This window comes from Aliidiomarina quisquiliarum (genome assembly GCF_023922585.1).
GTDB lineage: Bacteria > Pseudomonadota > Gammaproteobacteria > Enterobacterales > Alteromonadaceae > Aliidiomarina > Aliidiomarina quisquiliarum.
This window is the reverse complement of sequence record NZ_JAMFTN010000017.1, coordinates 178586-197868: the sequence shown is the minus strand read 5'-3', so window position 1 is coordinate 197868 and position 19283 is coordinate 178586. Positions and strand designations below refer to the sequence as shown.

The following is a 19283-nucleotide window of genomic DNA, read 5'->3' as shown; positions in this document are numbered from 1 at the left end:
AATAAACACAAATACCAAGGATGACTAATGAGATTCATGCTCCGTACCTTAAAAATTGCTCTATTAAGCGTAACACTGTTGGCTTGCTCACCAGCCGCCGAGTTAATCGAGCGCAACGAGCGTACTTCTTCTCGGGTACAAGCCGCAGCTGTTAGTACTAATGGCCAGTACAGTGTGGTATCTACCACAGAAGAAGGTTTGCGCTTGTTCGACACTTTAACCGGTGAATTGTTGCATAACTGGCAACAAGAAGACGGCGGCATAAGCCAAATTGTAGCCTTAAAGTTTTCTGACGATAGTAATGTTGTATTAGCTGCTAGCAGAATGACTCTGGTGCTTTGGGATACCCAAAGTGGTGAGGTATTGGGCGCATGGCGCAACGACGAAAGTTTTATTCTAGACGTTGCAGTATCAAATAATGGCCAACACATTGTGCTAGCACGAAACGACGGCACCGTAATTTTCTTTGAACCTAACACGGGTCGCAGAATTGAATTTCAAGCCCATAGCGACAAAGTTACGCAAGTGGAAATTTCTGCCAACGGCCAATATGTATTTAGCGGAGGTAACGACCATCAAGCTATTTTATGGCGCACAGAGCCTGTTCAAATTACCCATAGCTTTCCCATTGAAGGGCGTATCACCCAGCTAGCAATAGACTCTTTTGGCCGATATGGGTTAGTGTCATCGGCTACCCAAGCTTATATTCATAATTTAGTTACCGGCGAGATGGTTACTACCTTATCGATTAAAGCACAGCAAAAGGTGTTCAGCAGTGCCGTTTTTTCCACCGACGGAAAATGGTTGCTAACAGGTACACCATCGCGCCTAATAGAGCTATGGTCGGTAAAAAATGGGCATCGGGCCTGCACATGGCGGGTTAATGGCCGGGCTGGTGAACACCCGCCTCGTGCTGCTATTATTGCCTTAGGCTTCACTAACGCACAAACCATTGCTATTGAAACTAGCGCTGGCTTTGGTGAATTATGGCAATTACCCGCGGCCTGCCATGGCCCTCAACAGTAGTGCCGCGAACTTGGACAAACATGAAACTTAACTTAACCGAACTGACTACACGACTCGACGACTTAGAAACAAAGCTAGCGTTTCAAGACGACACCATAGATGCACTGGAGCAATTAGTACGCGAACAAAATATCGAACTACAAACTATGCAACGCTATTTGCGTTTGCTAGCAGAAAAAGTAGCCCCGTTAGACAACTCAGACCCAGGCGAGCCGTTTAACCCTGCCGATGAACGTCCACCGCACTACTAAAAATTGCCCAAAATAATAAAAAAGGGATTATATGTCAGTCAAGCACCCCATTATTGCCGTTACAGGTTCATCTGGCTCGGGTACCACAACCACCAGCCAGGCCGTACGCCATATTTTTCGGCACCTGCAAGTAAACGCTGCATTTATTGAAGGTGACAGTTTTCATCGCTATTCACGGCCAGAAATGGACGTTGCTATTCGGAAGGCACAAGCCAAAGGAAAACACATTAGCTACTTTGGCCCAGAAGCGAACGACTTTGAGTCGCTCGAGCAGCTTTTTCGTGAGTATGGCGAAGCCGGTTACGGTAAAACCAGGCGTTACCTACATAGTTTCGACGATGCCGTTCCCTATAACCAAATGCCCGGCACCTTTACCCCTTGGGAAAAAATCCCGGAGAATACCGACTTGCTTTTTTATGAAGGGTTACATGGTGGGGTTGCAGGCGAAGACTACGATGTGGGCAAACACGTTGATTTACTTATTGGCATGGTGCCCATTGTTAACTTGGAGTGGATTCAAAAACTATTACGCGACACTTCGGAACGAGGCCATTCACGCGAAGCGGTTACCCAAAGCATTGTTCGCAGCATGGAAGACTATATTCACCATATAGTGCCGCAGTTTAGCCGCACCCATATTAACTTTCAGCGGGTACCAACGGTAGACACCTCTAATCCCTTTAGCGCCAAAGACATTCCTTCTATGGACGAGAGTTTTGTGGTCATACGCTTTCGTGGTGTACAGGGTGTCGACTTTCCTTATTACTTACAAATGATCGACGGCTCTTTTATGTCGCGTATCAATACCTTGGTGGTACCAGGCGGTAAAATGGGGCTAGCGATGGAGCTTATTCTAACGCCACTCATTAAAGACTTAATAGAGCGGCGTTAGCCTTAACCAAACCAACTGTAGCCTTAGCTAGAAACTACTTCAAAGCTGTGGGTTACTTCAACGCTGTGGCCTAACATAATAGACACCGAGCAATACTTATCGGCCGATAAACTTACTGCCCGCTCTACATGGGTTTCACTAACATTTTCACCTGTAACAACAAAGTGAAGGTTCATTTTAGTAAATACTGCGGGTGTGGTATCTGCCCGCTCTGCCGTAAGCTGCACTTCACAGGCCCGAACATTTTGGCGGGCCTTTTGCAAAATGCTAACTACGTCAACCGACGCACAGCTACCTGCCGCCATTAACACCATTTCCATAGGGCTAGCCGCAAGCTTGCCACTATTTCCATCCATCACTACTTGATGACCGCTGCCACTGGTGGCAACAAAGGTTAGGTCACTTAACCACTGAACACGTGCTTCCATTATTTTAAAGCCCTTGTTTACTTAACTCACAATCAAAAAGGTTTTTAACCAAACCAACAAACTCTTTAATAAATGCTTGTTGTTGCTGGCCTGGCCTGGTGTCGAGCACCGAAGCGAGCACTTCTTCTAGGTCATATAATATGCCATCAGCCTCGCGCACTATTTCTAGCCGCGTGGCAGTGTCTATTTCATGCTGCTGGTTAACCAAAATAATACTATTAGCTAGCTGCGCTTCAAAACATTCACGTACTGTTTCTTCAGCCTGCTCTGCCGTAGGCGCAGGCTCAGTAAAAATGCTTAAGTGCTCGGTCAAATACTGAATCAGCTCAACATAGCCATCAGTTTCTAAAATCATCGCGACCCCTTATTTTGAGTTAATACAGCCTGCTTCTTGCCTACGATACTTTAAAAGTTCAAACCTGGATTTAACTGGCTTGGTAATTCTGAATGTTCAGCTTCAACAGACGCTACCGGGTAAGCGCAGTAGTCTGCCGCATAGTATGCACTTGGACGATGGTTACCGCTGTCGCCAATACCACCAAAAGGTGCCGCACTACTAGCGCCAGTAATTGGCTTATTCCAATTCACAATACCGGCTCGAATACGGGCAAAGAAATAGTCCCAGTCGGCACGGCTGTCGGCAAGTAAGCCTGCTGATAAACCAAAGCGAGTGGTGTTCGCTTGGTTAATGGCATCATCAAAGTCGCTGTAGCGAACTACTTTTAGCAGTGGTCCAAAATGCTCTTCATCTGGCATATTGTCAACGGTGGTTATATCAAGAATACCAGGTGTAACTAGGCCTTTAGCACTATCAATTTGCACCATTTTAATGAGTGGTGTAGCGCCTAACTCAATTAGCATTTGCTGTGCGGCCACCATTCCTGCGGCAGCTTTAGCGGAAATCATAGCGCCCATAAAGGGTTGTGGCTCGGCTGCATAGTCGCCTACCACTATATTTTTAGTTACTTCAATAAGGCGAGCCAAAATACGGTCACCTGGTTCGCCCGTTTGAATAAACAAGCGGCGAGCACAGGTGCAGCGTTGGCCACTAGTGACAAAGGCCGATTGAATAATGTTATGTACGGCCGCGTCTATGTCAGCAACATCTCGAACAATAAGGGCGTTATTACCACCCATTTCGAGCGCTAAAATTTTATCTGGGCGGCCAGCAAACTGACCATGTAATAATTTTCCCGTGGTAGACGAACCGGTAAAGAACAAGCCATCCATTTCAGCATGTGCTGTTATTGCCTTACCCGTTTCAACCATGCCCTGTACTAAGTTAAGCACGCCCGCAGGCAAGCCTGCATCGTGCCATGCTTGAAGGGTCATTGCAGCTACTTTGGGCGTTAGCTCACTTGGCTTAAACACTGCCGTGTTGCCTGCCAAAAGCGCAGGTACAATGTGCCCATTCGGCAAGTGACCTGGAAAGTTATAAGGTCCAAATACCGCCACTACACCATGGGGTTTATGGCGGATAAACGCTTGGGCACCAGGCATTTCATTTTCCACTACCCCGGTGCGCTCTTCATAGGCGCGGGCAGAAATTTCTATTTTGCCCATCATAGCGCCTACTTCACCTAGTGTTTCCCACATAGGTTTACCCGTTTCTTGCGCTATAAGCTCGGCAAATTGCTGTTTGCGCTCGCCCAGTAACTCGGCAAATTTGCGAATAATAACCAGCCGGTCAGCAACAGTTTTTTGAGACCATGACACAAATGCTTGCCGTGCAGCTTTCATAGCAGCGTCGACTTGCTCTGCTGTGGCTGCTTTCCCTGTCCAAATCACTTCATTACGAGCGGGATCAACAGACGTAAACTCGTTACCTAAACCGGCAACCCATTGTCCATTAATATAATGTGTTTGTTCTACTGACATCTTTTTCACTCCTTAAAATGGTGCAACCCGAATTTTGTCGCCATTCGACACCAGCAAAGCGTCGGCAACTTCAGGTGTAATCATTACTTGCTCGTCATTCAGATCAACTTCGGCCTGTAGCGCGCGAAAGTTTTGTAATTCAAGGTTACATGCCAACACCGTTTCCGAGGGGCTTACGCGGCCTATTTTTACTGTACGCAAACGGCTTGCGCGCACCGTTTTCAGGTACTTCACACGGCCTTCTATCGTAGGGCCGGCATCAAAAATATCTACATAACCACGAAATGAAAAGCCTTCTGACTTAAGTAAATTTAACGCTGGCACTGTATTTTCATGCACCACACCCACTACTTTTTGGGCTGCTTCATCAAGCAAACTTAAATAAATAGGGTGCCGCGGCATGAGCTCGGAAATAAAGGTTTTGTCGCCAATGCCGGTTAAGTAGTCAACTTTACAAAATTCCATGCCAAAGAAGTGCTTTTGCAACCAACCCCAAAATGGCGAGTTGCCGTCAGCGTCTGACACACCACGCATTTCTGCAATAATGTTTTTAGCAAAACGCTCACGGAATTGAGCTAAAAATAACATTCGAAATTTAGACAGCACACGACCATTGCGGTTTTCTCGGAAGGGCTCACGTAAAAATAGCGTACATAGCTCGCTATAACCGGTGTAATCGTTACAAAGAGTTAATGTGTCTAGCACCCGATGAACGCTGTGTTGAGCAGAATGATGTGCTTCTTTGCCTAAACGGTAATGCCAAAAAGCATCTGAAAGTCCTACTCCAGCTTCTATGGCACTCACACCCAGCACTTCCTGGGTGTTTAAGTTTTCCATAACAAACAAATAGCCCTCTTCACCCGGAGCCGTTAAATGCTCTAAAGCAAAAGACCTTTCAGCCTTATCAATACGGCGGCGTAATAGTTCTTCATCCACCGGCAGCGAGGTGAAGCCGAAACCCGACTCCACCGCACATTGATAAAGGGCTTCGTAATCGCTTGCCCGAATAGGGCGAACAACAATCATTATGAGGCCTGCTGCGCGCTTACTACTTTGGCAACGGCTTTTTCAAAGCGAGCCATGCCTTCAGTAATATCGCTTTCTGAAATTATTAATGAAGGAGTAAAGCGAACCACCTCTGTGCCAGCCACCAGTACCATTAAGCCTTCTTCAGCGGCGGCCACTAAGAAGTCGCGCGCTTTGCCTTTATATGCCTCTGTTAGTGCAGCACCAAGCAGTAAGCCTTGGCCTCGCACTTCTTCAAATACATTATATTTTTCATTAATGGCTGCAAGTGCTTGCTTAAACAATTGCTCTCTATGTTTTACGCCAGCTAAAACTTCAGGTGTATTTACTACATCGAACACTGCTTCAGAAACCGCACAAGCCAGTGGGTTACCACCATAAGTGCTGCCATGGGTACCCACTTTTAAATGCTCAGCAATGGCAGCTGTCGTTAGCATGGCACCAATAGGGAAGCCACCACCTAGCGCTTTTGCCGTCGCCAGTATGTCGGGAGTAACACCGCACTGTTCATAGGCATATAAACTACCAGTACGGCCAAACCCTGTTTGTACTTCGTCGAAAATAAGCAGCGCGTTGTGTTTATCACATAAGGCACGCACACCCGCTAAAAACTCACGATCGGCTGGCACTACGCCGCCTTCTCCCTGTAAGGGCTCTATCATTACCGCACAAGTGCTATCAGAAATAACGGCTTCAAGCGACGCTAAGTCGTTATAAACCACGTGCTCAATGGCACCCGGCTTAGGACCAAAACCGTCTGAATAGGCCGCTTGCCCACCTACAGTTACCGTAAAGAAAGTTCGGCCATGGAAGCCTTTATAAAAAGCTATAATTTGGTTTTTACTTTCCCCGAATTTGTCGAGCGCCCACCGGCGTGCTAATTTCAAAGCGGCTTCGTTGGCTTCAGCACCCGAGTTAGCAAAGTAAACGCGCTCAGCAAAGGTGGCGTCGGTTAATTTTTTTGCTAAACGCAACGCTGGCTCATTAGTCATTACGTTACTTAAATGCCAAAGCTTGTTTGCTTGTTCAGTAAGCGCCTTAACCATTGCAGGGTGGCAATGGCCTAAACAATTCACTGCAATACCACCGGCAAAATCAACATATTCGCGGCCTTCTTGGTCCCACACACGTGAACCTTCACCACGAACTGGAATAATTGCAGCAGGGTTATAATTTGGCACCATCACGTCATTAAAGAGCGCACGTGTAACCGGCATTACGTCTGACATATTTGAATTCCCCAAAGTTAAAAGAATAAGCCCCGCTTGTAGCCGAGCTAATTAGAATGAGGAGTGCATTATCGCATGAACATTAACAAATGTCTGCTAGGTAAGCCGTTGAAACGAAAGGGGTTTTAAAGTAATTTAGATTTGCACCGTTAGCGCATAATTATGCGCTAGCGGTTAGGGTCAGCGGCTGCACCACGTCTTAAACGTAAACGCTTTAAGTTTACTCCGCGTAACACGTCTAAAGCGGGCAACTGCAAGCCGGCATCTTTGCACAAGGTTTTGCCGTCTTCGGCTGTTGCAAAGTTAGCACTATACATCATTCTAAATTGCGAATAGCGTTGTGCTTGGTACAAATTACGGGCCAGCCCATTCAATTCGTTAACGTTTTTCGCTTTAGCAAAGTCTTCATAAACAGCTTGAAATGGAATAAAGCGAAAGTTCATGCTGGCAAATAATTTGGCTGTATATTGATGTGAAAAATGCAGCATAAAGTTGCGCAAGTAAAGTTCAGACGGCCCTAGTTGCAACAGAGCATTATAACTAACCGAACGACCTGCTTGCCGTAATTCTTGCAATAAGTTGCGTTTAATATCATCGAAACATTGGGTGTACAAGCGTGCCAGCGCCCCCTTCCCAAGGCCATGAAACATGCCCATTATAAATGCCATGCTCGGATTCATGTCGCCATCGAGCTCGGCAAGCACTTGTGCAGTATTAGCCGTACCCAAAGCATGTTCCCAAATTTTTTGGCTTAATAAATTAAATGGTTCAATAGAATTCGGCAATAAGTATTGCATGGTATATGCGGGCACTAAAATACCTAAGTCTTCTGAGCCAATAAAGCCCATAGCATTGCGTACCGAGGTTACTTTTACCCGCTTAGTGTCTTTAGAATCGGCGAAAGGTGGTAAGTTTACTGCTCGTATTAAATCTTCTTCAAGCCACGGTAAGTTCGGCGTGTATTCTTCTAGCTTGCGTATAGAAACGGCGCGGGTATATAAATTGTCAATTAAGTTAATGGCATCATCAGAAATGTCGAGTACTCGAGCACGCAATTGCTCTGGCTGCGCGATTGAGTCACGAATTAAATTAAAAATTCGCTCATGCAACTCTGCACTGGCTGCTTTTTGCTGATAGCGTTGCGATGCTAAAGCGCGATCTCGCTCATCTTGTCGGCGCCGCTCTACTTCAAGCAACGCCCGCTGACTTACAACCTCTTCTGCTTCAAGCGCCACACTATTTGCATTTAGCTTTCGAGCAAAGCTTAAACTAATAAGCAAACTGTTGAATCGCCGATCTAGCAGCGTGAGCTGTCCTTGCGTCGTACTATCGCATAAGGCTTGGAATTGCTGATAGTTCAAAACGTATCCTCTTAAACTGGTCGTGCATATTATTCATTATTCGCTAGCGGTATAGCAAGGCTTTATTCTTGCAAAAGCCTCGGCCAGTTATTCGTCAAAACATCGCAGCAAGTGCACCATACAGCTAAACTCATATACAAGATAATATTTGTCAGCCAACAGCAAAAAGCCTGGGCCACTTCAATTCGCGACACCAGGCTTTGCTTAAATTGGCAAGGCTATTACATGCTCTGCAGTTTGCTCCGCTTGCTTAAGCGCACAAAACCTAGTGCCATAACACCCATTCCAAATATAACGCCTAAACCACCTTCATACCATTTTTTACTACCTTCAGGCTTTGCTTCAACCGTAAAGCTAACCGTATACTCTTGGGTTTTATTGTTAGCTTCGTCTACTAGACGGTATCTTACAACTTCTGTTCCAGTAAACTTCACATCTGGTGTAAAGCGAATACTTTTAGCGCCTATCACATCAACTTTACCATTATTGGTACTACTAGTTATTTCAAGCTTACGCGCCCCAGTAGGCTGAATGCGAATAGGGGTAAAGGCCTCAAAGGTGCCGTTACTTGTGGTTCCAACAGCTGTGCCAAAAGCTTCTTGTAACGCTGCAGGTAACTGCCCTAGTACGTCTACTGAAACCGCGGTATTCCATTCCGTTGTTGCCGTAAAGTTATGTCCTTCATTTAAAGCAATTTCGTAGTTTAGCACCACTTGACTAACGCTAGCGTCCATAATTGCTTCTAGTGCGGTCCCCGTACTTACGCCAATGCCGTCGCCGTCAAAGTAACGCTGCACACCACTCGTACCGTAAATATCTTCAATTCCTATGGTCGCAATAGCTGGCATGCTTGGTATATCAATGTAGTTAAATAACACACGAGGCTCAACTCCAGCGCCAAAACGCATCCAAACTGCAAAGGTATAACCAGGATCACTCGCAGAAATCGATTCACTCCACAGTTTAGCGTTGTGCCATTCAATAACTATATATTCATCACCGTCGTAGGTTATGGCAGCAAAATAAATTTCTCCGCCAACGTCACCACCGATCGTAAAGTCGCTCCACAATGGGGCAATTACATTATTCGGCCGCTCACTATTTGGCATGCTTAAATTATAGTAGGTGGCACTTACTGCAGTTTGATCGCCCGGCGCTATAATTCCGTTTTCCCAAACAGTGACCGTGTCATAAACGTCTCCGTTATAAGGTAAGCCGCCTAAATCACCAAGCCCAGTAATTGGAATAACCATTTCGTCACATATTTCTTCAGTGCAACCAATCGACTGCACACTGCCAAGTAACATATTTGCAGGCATATCAAGTAAAGACATACCCAACGTTGGAATTTGCCGAATAACACTGTTGTCTGACACTGCACCAAATCGCCCTGTCCAAGTGGCAAATGTGTTGTTTGCCACCAATGAACCGGTAGCGTTTGTCGTATTGGCGGTTACATTCGTTATGGATAAGTTTTCAGGAAAGTGAACCGTTAATTTGTTTTCCACGCCATCTTTCGAACCGCTGAATAATGTGGCTACTGTAACTTTTTCTCCCCAAGAGGGTTCGCCAGAAGTTACTTCACTGGCAAGTACGCGGGCGTCGTCGGCACGCTCATTAGACAATGCAATAGGGTATTCCTGACTGTTTCCATTAGTGTCGCTAATAATTAAAGTTGGGAACAACCAGCCTTCTTTGGCAAAGTGACTATCAATTTCAACAGTGAAGGTAGCGCTACCACCTGCTGGTATATGAACGTCGTGCTGAACCGGCGACTCTAAGGTAGTCACTGGCGCTGAAGTGGCACCTGAATTGATAGTAATGCGAGTGTTTAAAAGAGAAGATCCTACTAAAACATCAAGTTCCAAATACAAAGACTGGTTCGTTAAGTTTGCAATTGTACGAGTAAATGTGCAGTTACCTAAGCACCCGTTTAACATTACTGAAGGTTTATTCAGGGCAAAAGTTGCTTGTGCTGCAGCAGCAACATTCAAGAAGCCCGCCCCCTGTGCAAATGCCGTTGCATACTCGGTGCTGCCAGTTCCTAACATACGTCTAGTTTCTGCCGTGCCCATTAAAATAGACTTCAACTGCAACGCATTAAGCTCTGGCCGTAGCTGTTTAAGCAACGCTGCCGCCCCAGCAACTTGTGGAGTGGCCATGCTTGTACCATTATTTAAAGCAAAGTCAGTTCCGCTTTGATCAGGTGACGTTGCTGACAATATAGCCACCCCTGGTGCAGTAATTTCAGGCTTTAAGAAAGTACTGTTGCCATTTGGCCCACGCGAACTAAAAGACGCCATTCTATTTTTAGCCGCTGGGTTAATTTTTGCTATGGCTTTGGTTATGGTAATAGGCGCATTTTCAATATAGTTAGCGCGCAAAGCTGCCCCATCGGTTTGGCTAATGGCAACCGAAGGTAGGGTAACGCCGTCAAGCGCCATATTAATAGTACCTGGCTCGTTATTTGCGACAATAAGGCCTACAGCGCCCGCATTCTGAGCATTCGTCGCCTTTTCTACAAAGGTACATTCGCCTCGGTCTACCAATACAATTGTGGCGTCTAAACTATTTTCTGCAAAGGGCCTGCAAGCTAAAGAATTTGTCGCGTCAACTTGGTTAGCTAAGGTAAGCTTCGCCGTTAAATCGGTGGCAATACTAAACGCACCAGCACCAGGAACAGCCAGCCAGCTTTTGTTTCCATATTGAACCAAATTCTCAAAAACACGCCCCATGTCGCCTGCAGCAACCGTAATGCCCGGTTCAACACAACCTGGGCAGCCTATAGTTTGCTCTGCTGGACCATCGTTTCCAGCCGCTGTTACTAATAGCACTCCTGCGCTTTCAATATTGGCAAACACCGAGTTATACACACTATCGGTACCGTCAACACCTGGGCCACCACCCCACGAGTTATTTATTACGTCGGCGCCGTCACGCACTGCATGTTCTAAAGCTTCCAGTAGCATCACGTCACTACCAGAACCCGGCTCGGTTGGTGTAGCAAACAATGCTTTATACACCATTAAATATGCCCCTGGTGCAACGCCAGAAATAGCAATGTCATTGCCTTGGTACGGCGCAGTTACATAGGCTCCCGCAGCAGTGCCCGCCACATGGGAACCATGGCCACTATAGTCTAAAGGGCTTAAGTGCTCTGCCGAATTAATAGTAAAGGTAGGCTGACTGTATCGAGCCACTATTACCTTGTTATTGCAAAATGACATGTCGGTAAGCGCACAATAGTCGTCTGCTGGTCGTGTTGTTGGTGCCGCCATACCTTGCCCACTAAACATAGGGTTTGCTGGGCGAATTCCCGAGTCAATTACCGCAATACGAATGCCTTCACCGGCACGATCTCGTCCACCGGCTAAATCCCAAACGGGCGTTGCTGAAATTGCGGCAATCGATGTATCCATTTGGGCATGGCGCATTTCATTTTTATACACTCGCTTTACGCCAGGTAAAGACCGCAATGTGGCCATGGCATTTTGATCATAAGTACGCACTGCTACAGCATTAATAGCGGTGGTATATTGCTGAGCAATTTCAGCGCTTGGCAAGCGACGTTGCATAGCTTGAGCAAAGCTTTGTTGCCGACTATTTAAGAAAGCACCATATTCCCGCGCGGCAATTGAATGTACGTTTAAACGCTCATTGGCCGGCTCTGTTAGCTGCGTTGCGGCTAAGCCCGGCATAGTGCCTGCATAGGCAGCCAACGCAGGCTCTTCTAGCTCGACAATATAGTAGCTAGGCTCGGCTACTTCTAATCGGTGCTTGGGCTGACCTTTCATTGAAACTATATCGGTTAGGTTGGCTTGAATTCTTGGCTTGGTGACAAGATCAGCTGCAACCATTGGGCTTGCCGACAGCAAAATAAGAGCGATAGAAGAGACTAGCAACAAAGGCTTGCTGGGCAACAATATTGGACGTTTCATGCAGTGCGATCCTAATTAGGCGATGTGTTTTATTTTAGTAGCATATCGGAAGCTTAGTGGTTCTACCAACCAACAAATTCGCTACAGATCAGCAATGAAAAGGCAGCTATAACAATAATAATAAAATAGTAACTCTTAACACCTACAATGGATTGTTTTTAATCGCACCCGTGATATTTAGTTACAATTTAAAGCGCCTCTTGCACTAGCAGTGCAAACAACACAGGGACCTAAATGGTCCCTGTGTTAATTCAAAATTTTAGTCGCTTATGCTACCGAGTCAGCGGCACGAAACCTACTGCGTCATATACTTGTTTCAGCGTTTGTTCAGCACGCACGCTAGCCTTTTCTGCCCCCAGCCGCAAAATACTATCAAGCTGTGCTCGATCTTCGCGTAAGGTATGATATTTTTCCTGCAGCGGCTCTAAAAAGGCAACTACGGCATCGGCTACGTCGCCTTTTAAATGACCATACATTTTCCCTTCATAGTCAGGCACTAGGTCGTCAATTGAACGGCCCGTAGCACCTGAAAGCAAAGTGAGTAAGTTCGACACCCCTGCTTTTTCCTGTGGGTCAAAGTAAATACGTGCTTGCTCGTCTGAGTCGGTTACTGCACGCTTTATTTTCTTTGCTACCTGTTTAGGGTCTTCCAGCAAGCCAATATAGTTGTTCGGGTTCTCGTCCGACTTTGACATTTTTTTAGTTGGATCTTGCAGGCTCATAATACGCGCGCCATGTTGTGGAATATAAGGTTCGGGCACCACAAAAATATCGCCATAAATATTGTTGAAACGGGTAGCCACATCGCGGCTTAATTCTAAGTGCTGTTTTTGGTCATCGCCCACGGGTACTTGGTTCGCACCATACACCAAAATATCTGCTGCCATTAATACTGGGTAAGTGAACAGGCCCGCATTAATATTCGACTCATGGCGCAACGACTTGTCTTTAAACTGAGTCATACGGTTAAGTTCGCCCATTTGGGTATAGCAACTTAGTACCCACGCTAACTGTGAATGGGCCGGCACATGCGACTGCAAAAATAACGTACTGCGCTCAGCATCAAGCCCACAGGCCATATATAAAGCAAGACCGTCTAGCGTAGCATTCTGCAATACTTTCGGTTCTTGGCGTACCGTAATAGTATGTAAATCTACCAACATAAAGTAACAGTCATGATCGTCTTGCATACCAACCCACTGGCGTAAGGCCCCCATATAGTTACCAATGGTTAACTGACCCGACGGCTGACAGCCACTTAATACGACAGGTTTGTTCATGCTGTTTTATCTTCCATTGTTAAAGTTATAAAATTTAAGTGAACCACTTTCTTAGTGTAAAGCTGTTACTCTCTTACTGCTTTGGCTATTTCAGCTCGCATTGCGGTAATGACTTGGGCGTAATCTGGCGCGTTGAAAATGGCGCTACCCGCCACAAACATATCTGCGCCCGCAGCTGCTATAGCACCAATATTATCTACTTTCACTCCACCGTCTACTTCAAGGCGAATAGCACGGCCGCTGTCATTGATACGTTTACGCACAGCACGTAATTTTTCTAACGTGGAGGGAATAAACGACTGGCCACCAAAACCAGGATTAACCGACATAAGTAAAATAATATCTACTTTATCCATTACATAATCTAAGTAATGTAGTGGTGTTGCAGGATTTAATACCAACCCCGCCTGGCAACCAGAATCTTTAATCAATTGTAAAGTACGGTCAATATGCACCGATGCTTCCGGGTGGAACGTAATCATGGTTGCCCCCGCTTCCGCAAAGGCAGGTATTAACGAATCAACCGGCGACACCATTAAATGAACATCAATAGGTGCGGTTATGCCATAATCGCGTAATGCCTTACACATCATTGGCCCAAAAGTTAAGTTGGGCACAAAGTGGTTGTCCATTACATCGAAGTGCACCACGTCGGCACCGGCTGAAATTACTCTTTCTACGTCTTCACCTAAACGAGCAAAGTCAGCAGACAAAATAGACGGTGCAATTAAAAAGTCGGACATGATTACTGCCTCAGGTTTAATGTCACAATTGAAGTTGTGTACAGTCTACCAATACCATCACTTTCCTTCACCTATTCATTCGTAAATGGCTAGTATCTTTGCTACACCAGTGGTATATTTCTTAACCAAATTTGTTTTATTTATGCTCACGGGTGTTTAATGCGAAAGTTTATTATTGCAAGTGTTACTGCGCTAGCTACTCTCACTGGCACCTTTATACTTGCTGCCCCAAACCAAAAAAACTGTACCGACGTATTCAATGGAGTGCAACACACCCTATGCGGTGCTAGTAACATTGATACCCCAGTAACATGGCGGGCTTGGTTACAAGGTAGTAGCCGCTCTACTCAGTTTCATTTCCTCGACTTAGTTGAACTTATGTTTGGCGATAAAGTAAAAGATACCGCCAAGAAAACGACTAAGAGCGACAAAAGTTCTTTTTTGTCCTTTAGCTATGACTAAGCCTAACCCCAAAAACCAGAAGCCTAATTTGTTGCAAGTTGTTAGCAGTATTGCTGCAGGTATGTTTGGCGTTCAGTCGCAACGCAATAGGCAGCGCGACTTTAGCCACAGTAGCCCATTACCTTTTATTCTTGCTGGCATTAGTTTTATTTTGCTATTTGTTTTAATTATGGTGGGCATTGTAACTGTGGTTATGAAAGCCGGAGTATAAGCTCCGACTTGTAACATTTAATCCATTAAGCCCTGATGCCTATACCCGAATGGCGCAACAGGGCACTAATATCGGGCTCGCGACCACGAAATTTACGAAACAAATTCATAATCTCGTCGCTGCCACCCGCCTCTAAAATTGCCTGCTGAAAGTCACGTCCTGTATTCGCATTAAATATGCCTTCTTCTTCAAAGCGCGCAAACGCGTCGGCAGAAAGTACCTCGGCCCATTTATAGCTGTAATACCCTGCCGCATAACCACCGGCAAAAATGTGCCCAAAACTATGCTGGAAACGATTGAATTCTGGTGGTTTCACTACCGCAGAACGCTCACGCACACTGTTTAATATGGCTTGCACTGCACCTGGTTCACTTGCCGCTGGGTTCATATGAATGGCCATATCAAATAAAGAGAACTCCAACTGCCGCACCATTTGCATAGCCGACTGAAAGTTTTTCGCCGCCAACATTTTTTGCAATAAGTCTTCTGGCAGCGTTTCGCCACTTTGGTAATGTTTAGAAATAAAGGCTAATGCTTCTTTTTCCCAGCACCAGTTCTCTAAAAACTGGCTAGGTAACTCCACCGCGTCCCATGGCACTCCGTTTATTCCTGAAATAGCCGCAATGTCTACTTTGGTCAGCATGTGGTGTAAGCCATGGCCAAACTCATGGAACAACGTAACCACCTCGTCGTGGGTAAATAACGCTGGGGTGTCACCTTGAGGGCGATTAAAGTTACAAGTTAAGTAGGCAATTGGTTTTTGTATGCCTAACGGAGTACGGCGGCGCACCGCGTGATCAGCCATCCAGGCACCCCCACGCTTTTTTGCCCGGGCGAATAAGTCTAAATAGAAACCTGCGACAACTTGTTTATCCGCATCCAGCACGTCGAAGTAACGTACCTGCTCATGCCAGGTATCAACGTCGCTACGCTCGGCAAAGCTGACGCCAAATAGCTTTCCTGTTACGGTGAACAACCCCGACACTACATGGTGTTCAGGAAAATAAGGCCGTAACAACTCGTCTGACACTTCATAGGATTGCTGCTTTAGCTGCTCTGAATAGTAAGCCAAGTCCCATGCGGCTATGTCATCCTTACTTATTCCCTGCTCGCCTAAAGCGGCAGCAAAAGCTTTCACCTCGGCTAATTCTTGTTGTGCCTGCGGCAATGAACGCTTTGCTAAGTCTTCTAAAAAGCCCACCACTTGTGCGGGCGACTCGGCCATTTTAGATTCAAGTGACAGCTCGGCGTAGTTGGCAAACCCTAATAGCTCCGCCAATTCCTGGCGAAGTGCCATGGTTTCTTCAATGGCTGCCGTATTGTCATATTCGCCCGCATTCGGCCCAAGCTCGGAAGCCCGGGTAACAAAAGCCCGATACATTTCTTCGCGCAGCGCTCGGTCATCGGCATACATCATTACGGGTAAGTAGCTCGGAATGTCTAGGGTAAACACCCAACCTTCTAGCTTGCGCTCTTGAGCTTCAGCAGCTGCAGCTACTTGAGCGCTTTCAGGCAAGCCAGCTAAGCGTTGCTGGTCGGTTATATGGCAAAACCAAGCATGGGTTGCATCAAGTAAATTATTACTAAACAAGGAGCTTAAGTCAGACAACCGCGACTGAATTGTGCCATAGCGCTGCTTTTTTTCTTTGTCTAAAGCCACACCCGACAAACGAAAGTCTTTAATGGCTTCCGTGATAACACGTTGCTGGGCTGCCGTCAGTGTTTGAAACTCGGCACTGTCGGCATAGTTTTTATACGCCCGATATAGGCCTTCATGCTGGCCCACAAAAGTACCGTAGTCTGACAATAAAGGTAAGCAGCTATCGTGGGCTTCGCGCAATTCCTCTGTGCTAATTACCGCATTCATGTGCGACACCGGCGACCACGCTTTGCTAAGTTTATCGTCGGCTTGCTCTAAGGGTGTAATTAATGTGTCCCAGCTGTGCTCTGTTATTTGCGCCGTGGCTTCAACTGTGTCACGGCATTGCTGCAGAATATATTCAATAGCAGGGCGCACATGCTCTGGTTTAATGCGGGAAAACGCAGGTAGGTCCGTGTCTACCAGTAATGGATTGTGCTTGAGGTTCATATACTGCCCGTTTTTAGTAAGTGATTAATCATAAATGAGGCTACATGCCTTGTTTTTCAAGTGTGCGCTTGAAAGCCTGTCGGAAAAGTAAAAGGCTGATAGAATATGTACACATCAATAACAATGAGAAACCACATGACTTTTCGCTACTCTTTATTGTTAGCTGTGGCAGTTTCAATGACACTGCTTGGCTGTCAAACTACGAACCACAAACACCAACAGCGCAATTCAACCACTTTGCCTAACGACACTACATTTTCCTTGGCTGAGCTTTATCAAGACTCGTATTTCAAACCTGCCGCTGTACCTGCTACACGCTGGCTCGACGATGGCTCTGGTTACACCACATTAGAAAAGCCCAAGTCCGTTGAACCTAGTAGTACTCAAGAAGCAGGCCAGGCCATTGTGCGTTACCACCCTGAAACAGGCCAGCGCGACGTGCTGGTATCAGTGCGTCAACTTACGCCTAAGGGCAGCAACAAGGCGCTTACAGTTGCAGACTACCAGTGGTCAAACGATGGCAGCAAAGTGCTTATTTTCACCAATACCGTACGCTCTTGGCGTACCCACACCCTAGGCGACTATTGGGTGCTCGACCGTAGTACCAACAACCTCGTTAAGCTAGGTGGCAATGCGCCGGTGTCAAGCCTGCAGTTTGCCAAGTTTGATCCCCAAGGCCAGCATGTTGCCTATGTGCAAGGCAATAATTTGTACGTTCAACACCTAGCTACCAAGGCCATTACACAATTAACCTTCGACGGTGGCGAACATACTATAAATGGTACTTTCGATTGGGTGAACGAAGAAGAATTTGGCCTACAAGACGGTTTCCGCTGGTCGCCAAATGGACAGCACATTGCGTATTGGCAGGTCGACACCACCGACGTTCCTGTGTTCACCATGATCGACAACGTGTCGGAGCTTTACCCCACGCTAACTACTTTTCCCTACCCGAAAGTGGGCCAAACCAACTCGGCTTTGCGCGTGGGCGTTATACCTGCCACTGGCGGTGACACACAATGGATGAAGCTGAGCGGCGATCCACGCCAACATTACGTGGTTCGCATGGAGTGGGCTGGAAATAACGACAGCTTAATGATTCAGCACATGAATCGTGCACAGAATAAATTAAATGTGCTCATTGCCGACCGAACAACAGGTAACACTAAGCAAGTAATTACTGAGCAAAGTAACGCTTGGGTTGAACAAGTCGACGACGTGCGCTTTTTCCGCAACGGCAAAAGCTTTACCTGGCAAAGTGAACGTAGTGGCTATCGCCACCTATACCGTTACGACGCCGATATTGAAAACGGCAAGTTAACCGCACTAACTACTGGCAACCACGATGTGGTGCAATTGCTTGAAATTGTCGCTAACGAACAAGGCCAAGGCTATGCTTATTACATTGCCTCGCCCGACACGCCCTTACAGCGCTATTTATACCGCGTTAACTTAAATGGCCAATCTGCTCCAGAACGCTTAACACCTAGCAACTGGGAAGGCACCAACAGTTATAAAATAGCCAAAGACGGTCGCTTTGCAATTCATACTTTTTCGCGTGTAGGCGTACCTAATCAAACCCGCATGGTGCGCCTGCCTGATCACAAGGTTATTCAAGACATTGAGCTTAATACTCGGTTAGCTGAGCGCTTGGCAGAAAGAGTAACGAACACCACCGAGTTTTTCCAAGTAAGTGCTCAAGACGGATTAATGCTCGACGGTTACATCATGAAGCCAGCCAATTTCGACCCAAATAAAAAATACCCGTTGATCATGTTCGTATACGGCGAACCTTGGGGGCAAACCGTGTCCGACAGCTGGCTAGGGCATTTATGGTTATGGCATGAATACATGACACAATTAGGCTATGTGGTAGCTTCTGTTGATAATCGCGGAACTCGCTCGCCGCGAGGCCAAGCTTGGCGCCACTCTATTTATAAAAAGCTGGGTATTGTTACGGTGCGCGATCAAGCCGATGCATTAAAAGGTATGTTGGCACGTTGGCAGTGGTTAGACGGAAATCGGGTAGGTATTTGGGGCCATAGTGGCGGTGGCTCACAAACCTTGAACGCCTTATTTCGTTACCCTGAACTTTTCCATGTGGGCATAGCCTCGGCACCAGTACCTGATCTGCGGCTATATGACACTATTTACCAAGAGCGTTATTCAGGTTTATTACCTGAAGCCGCCGCAGGTTATGCAGAAACCTCGGCCATCAGCCACGCTAAAAACTTAGTGGGCGAGCTATTACTTATACACGGCACAGGCGACGACAACGTGCATTATCAAGGTACAGAACGGCTACAAGACGAACTTATACGCCACCAAAAGCAGTTCCGCTTTATGGCCTACCCGAATAGAAGCCATGGTATTACCGAAGGCGAAGGAACCACGCTGCACTTTCGCACTTTAAAAGCCCAGTTCTTTTATGAAACACTTCCTGTAAACGCCGAGTAATGGCGTAAACAA

The 19283-nt window shown here is 46.4% G+C and carries 16 protein-coding genes; 6 read left to right on the top strand and 10 right to left on the bottom strand.

The window, feature by feature from the left end:
- The first annotated feature begins 27 nt into the window (after positions 1 to 27).
- From M1L23_RS06615 to M1L23_RS06605, 3 genes are read left to right on the top strand one after another with little or no spacing between them, the layout of a single operon-like run.
- Positions 28 to 1026: a WD40 repeat domain-containing protein gene (locus tag M1L23_RS06615; RefSeq protein WP_252626496.1), complete on the top strand. Its 999-nt coding sequence runs from the start codon at positions 28 to 30 to the stop codon at positions 1024 to 1026.
- Positions 1027 to 1046: 20 nt separating this feature from the next.
- Positions 1047 to 1277, top strand: coding sequence for a SlyX family protein (locus tag M1L23_RS06610; protein ID WP_252626494.1), 231 nt, complete (start codon positions 1047 to 1049; stop codon positions 1275 to 1277).
- 31 nt (positions 1278 to 1308) lie between these two features.
- Positions 1309 to 2169, top strand: coding sequence for a phosphoribulokinase (locus tag M1L23_RS06605; protein WP_252626493.1), 861 nt, complete (start codon positions 1309 to 1311; stop codon positions 2167 to 2169).
- A 23-nt stretch (positions 2170 to 2192) separates the two neighbouring features.
- On the opposite strand, the gene M1L23_RS06600 is transcribed toward M1L23_RS06605, so the two are convergent.
- The 9 genes from M1L23_RS06600 to rpe form a co-directional block, all read right to left on the bottom strand.
- Entirely contained in the window at positions 2193 to 2597 is a 405-nt protein-coding gene (locus tag M1L23_RS06600) for an OsmC family protein (RefSeq protein ID WP_252626491.1), read from the bottom strand.
- A gap of 4 nt (positions 2598 to 2601) precedes the next feature.
- Entirely contained in the window at positions 2602 to 2952 is a 351-nt protein-coding gene (locus tag M1L23_RS06595) for a DUF3802 family protein (RefSeq protein WP_252626487.1), read from the bottom strand.
- Between the two features lie 50 nt (positions 2953 to 3002).
- A complete protein-coding gene (gene astD / locus M1L23_RS06590; protein WP_252626486.1) occupies positions 3003 to 4475 on the bottom strand; it encodes a succinylglutamate-semialdehyde dehydrogenase in 1473 nt (490 codons plus the stop codon).
- A gap of 12 nt (positions 4476 to 4487) precedes the next feature.
- Positions 4488 to 5501 (bottom strand): arginine N-succinyltransferase, encoded by a 1014-nt coding sequence (gene astA / locus M1L23_RS06585; protein ID WP_252626484.1) that lies wholly within the window; start codon positions 5499 to 5501, stop codon positions 4488 to 4490.
- Positions 5501 to 6718, bottom strand: coding sequence for an aspartate aminotransferase family protein (locus M1L23_RS06580; protein ID WP_274707210.1), 1218 nt, complete (start codon positions 6716 to 6718; stop codon positions 5501 to 5503). Before M1L23_RS06580 ends, astA begins: the two co-directional genes overlap by 1 nt.
- Before the next feature lie 179 nt (positions 6719 to 6897).
- Positions 6898 to 8091: an HDOD domain-containing protein gene (locus tag M1L23_RS06575; RefSeq protein WP_252626481.1), complete on the bottom strand. Its 1194-nt coding sequence runs from the start codon at positions 8089 to 8091 to the stop codon at positions 6898 to 6900.
- Positions 8092 to 8312: 221 nt separating this feature from the next.
- Complete coding sequence (locus tag M1L23_RS06570) at positions 8313 to 12029, bottom strand: S8 family serine peptidase (protein WP_252626479.1); 3717 nt, start codon at positions 12027 to 12029, stop codon at positions 8313 to 8315.
- A 272-nt stretch (positions 12030 to 12301) separates the two neighbouring features.
- Positions 12302 to 13309 carry a tryptophan--tRNA ligase gene (trpS, locus tag M1L23_RS06565; RefSeq protein ID WP_252626477.1) on the bottom strand — a complete coding sequence of 336 codons (1008 nt, stop codon included), beginning with the start codon at positions 13307 to 13309 and terminating at the stop codon, positions 12302 to 12304.
- Between the two features lie 65 nt (positions 13310 to 13374).
- Positions 13375 to 14052 carry a ribulose-phosphate 3-epimerase gene (gene rpe / locus M1L23_RS06560; protein ID WP_252626475.1) on the bottom strand — a complete coding sequence of 226 codons (678 nt, stop codon included), beginning with the start codon at positions 14050 to 14052 and terminating at the stop codon, positions 13375 to 13377.
- 159 nt (positions 14053 to 14211) lie between these two features.
- Here rpe and M1L23_RS06555 point away from each other — a divergent pair, with 159 nt between their 5' ends.
- Together M1L23_RS06555 and M1L23_RS06550 are read left to right on the top strand one after the other, a co-directional pair.
- Positions 14212 to 14514 (top strand): hypothetical protein, encoded by a 303-nt coding sequence (locus M1L23_RS06555; protein ID WP_252626473.1) that lies wholly within the window; start codon positions 14212 to 14214, stop codon positions 14512 to 14514.
- Positions 14507 to 14725, top strand: a complete 219-nt coding sequence (locus M1L23_RS06550; RefSeq protein WP_252626472.1) for a DUF2970 domain-containing protein — start codon at positions 14507 to 14509, stop codon at positions 14723 to 14725. The genes M1L23_RS06555 and M1L23_RS06550 overlap by 8 nt, the downstream gene beginning before the upstream one ends.
- Positions 14726 to 14750: 25 nt before the next feature.
- On the opposite strand, the gene prlC is transcribed toward M1L23_RS06550, so the two are convergent.
- Positions 14751 to 16814 carry an oligopeptidase A gene (prlC, locus tag M1L23_RS06545; protein ID WP_252626470.1) on the bottom strand — a complete coding sequence of 688 codons (2064 nt, stop codon included), beginning with the start codon at positions 16812 to 16814 and terminating at the stop codon, positions 14751 to 14753.
- Positions 16815 to 16949: 135 nt separating this feature from the next.
- Here prlC and M1L23_RS06540 point away from each other — a divergent pair, with 135 nt between their 5' ends.
- Positions 16950 to 19271 (top strand): S9 family peptidase, encoded by a 2322-nt coding sequence (locus tag M1L23_RS06540; protein ID WP_252626468.1) that lies wholly within the window; start codon positions 16950 to 16952, stop codon positions 19269 to 19271.
- Positions 19272 to 19283: the final 12 nt, after the last annotated feature.

What these genes read in the sequence shown, in the direction of transcription:
- M1L23_RS06600 (WP_252626491.1), bottom strand. Translation starts at nt 2,597, where the DNA reads ATGGAAGCACGTGTTCAGTGGTTAAGTGACCTAACCTTTGTTGCCACC.
- rpe (WP_252626475.1), bottom strand. Translation starts at nt 14,052, where the DNA reads ATGTCCGACTTTTTAATTGCACCGTCTATTTTGTCTGCTGACTTTGCT.
- astD (WP_252626486.1), bottom strand. Translation starts at nt 4,475, where the DNA reads ATGTCAGTAGAACAAACACATTATATTAATGGACAATGGGTTGCCGGT.
- M1L23_RS06615 (WP_252626496.1), top strand. Translation starts at nt 28, where the DNA reads ATGAGATTCATGCTCCGTACCTTAAAAATTGCTCTATTAAGCGTAACA.
- M1L23_RS06550 (WP_252626472.1), top strand. Translation starts at nt 14,507, where the DNA reads ATGACTAAGCCTAACCCCAAAAACCAGAAGCCTAATTTGTTGCAAGTT.
- M1L23_RS06610 (WP_252626494.1), top strand. Translation starts at nt 1,047, where the DNA reads ATGAAACTTAACTTAACCGAACTGACTACACGACTCGACGACTTAGAA.
- M1L23_RS06605 (WP_252626493.1), top strand. Translation starts at nt 1,309, where the DNA reads ATGTCAGTCAAGCACCCCATTATTGCCGTTACAGGTTCATCTGGCTCG.
- trpS (WP_252626477.1), bottom strand. Translation starts at nt 13,309, where the DNA reads ATGAACAAACCTGTCGTATTAAGTGGCTGTCAGCCGTCGGGTCAGTTA.
- M1L23_RS06540 (WP_252626468.1), top strand. Translation starts at nt 16,950, where the DNA reads ATGACTTTTCGCTACTCTTTATTGTTAGCTGTGGCAGTTTCAATGACA.
- astA (WP_252626484.1), bottom strand. Translation starts at nt 5,501, where the DNA reads ATGATTGTTGTTCGCCCTATTCGGGCAAGCGATTACGAAGCCCTTTAT.
- M1L23_RS06595 (WP_252626487.1), bottom strand. Translation starts at nt 2,952, where the DNA reads ATGATTTTAGAAACTGATGGCTATGTTGAGCTGATTCAGTATTTGACC.
- prlC (WP_252626470.1), bottom strand. Translation starts at nt 16,814, where the DNA reads ATGAACCTCAAGCACAATCCATTACTGGTAGACACGGACCTACCTGCG.
- M1L23_RS06580 (WP_274707210.1), bottom strand. Translation starts at nt 6,718, where the DNA reads ATGCCGGTTACACGTGCGCTCTTTAATGACGTGATGGTGCCAAATTAT.
- M1L23_RS06570 (WP_252626479.1), bottom strand. Translation starts at nt 12,029, where the DNA reads ATGAAACGTCCAATATTGTTGCCCAGCAAGCCTTTGTTGCTAGTCTCT.
- M1L23_RS06555 (WP_252626473.1), top strand. Translation starts at nt 14,212, where the DNA reads ATGCGAAAGTTTATTATTGCAAGTGTTACTGCGCTAGCTACTCTCACT.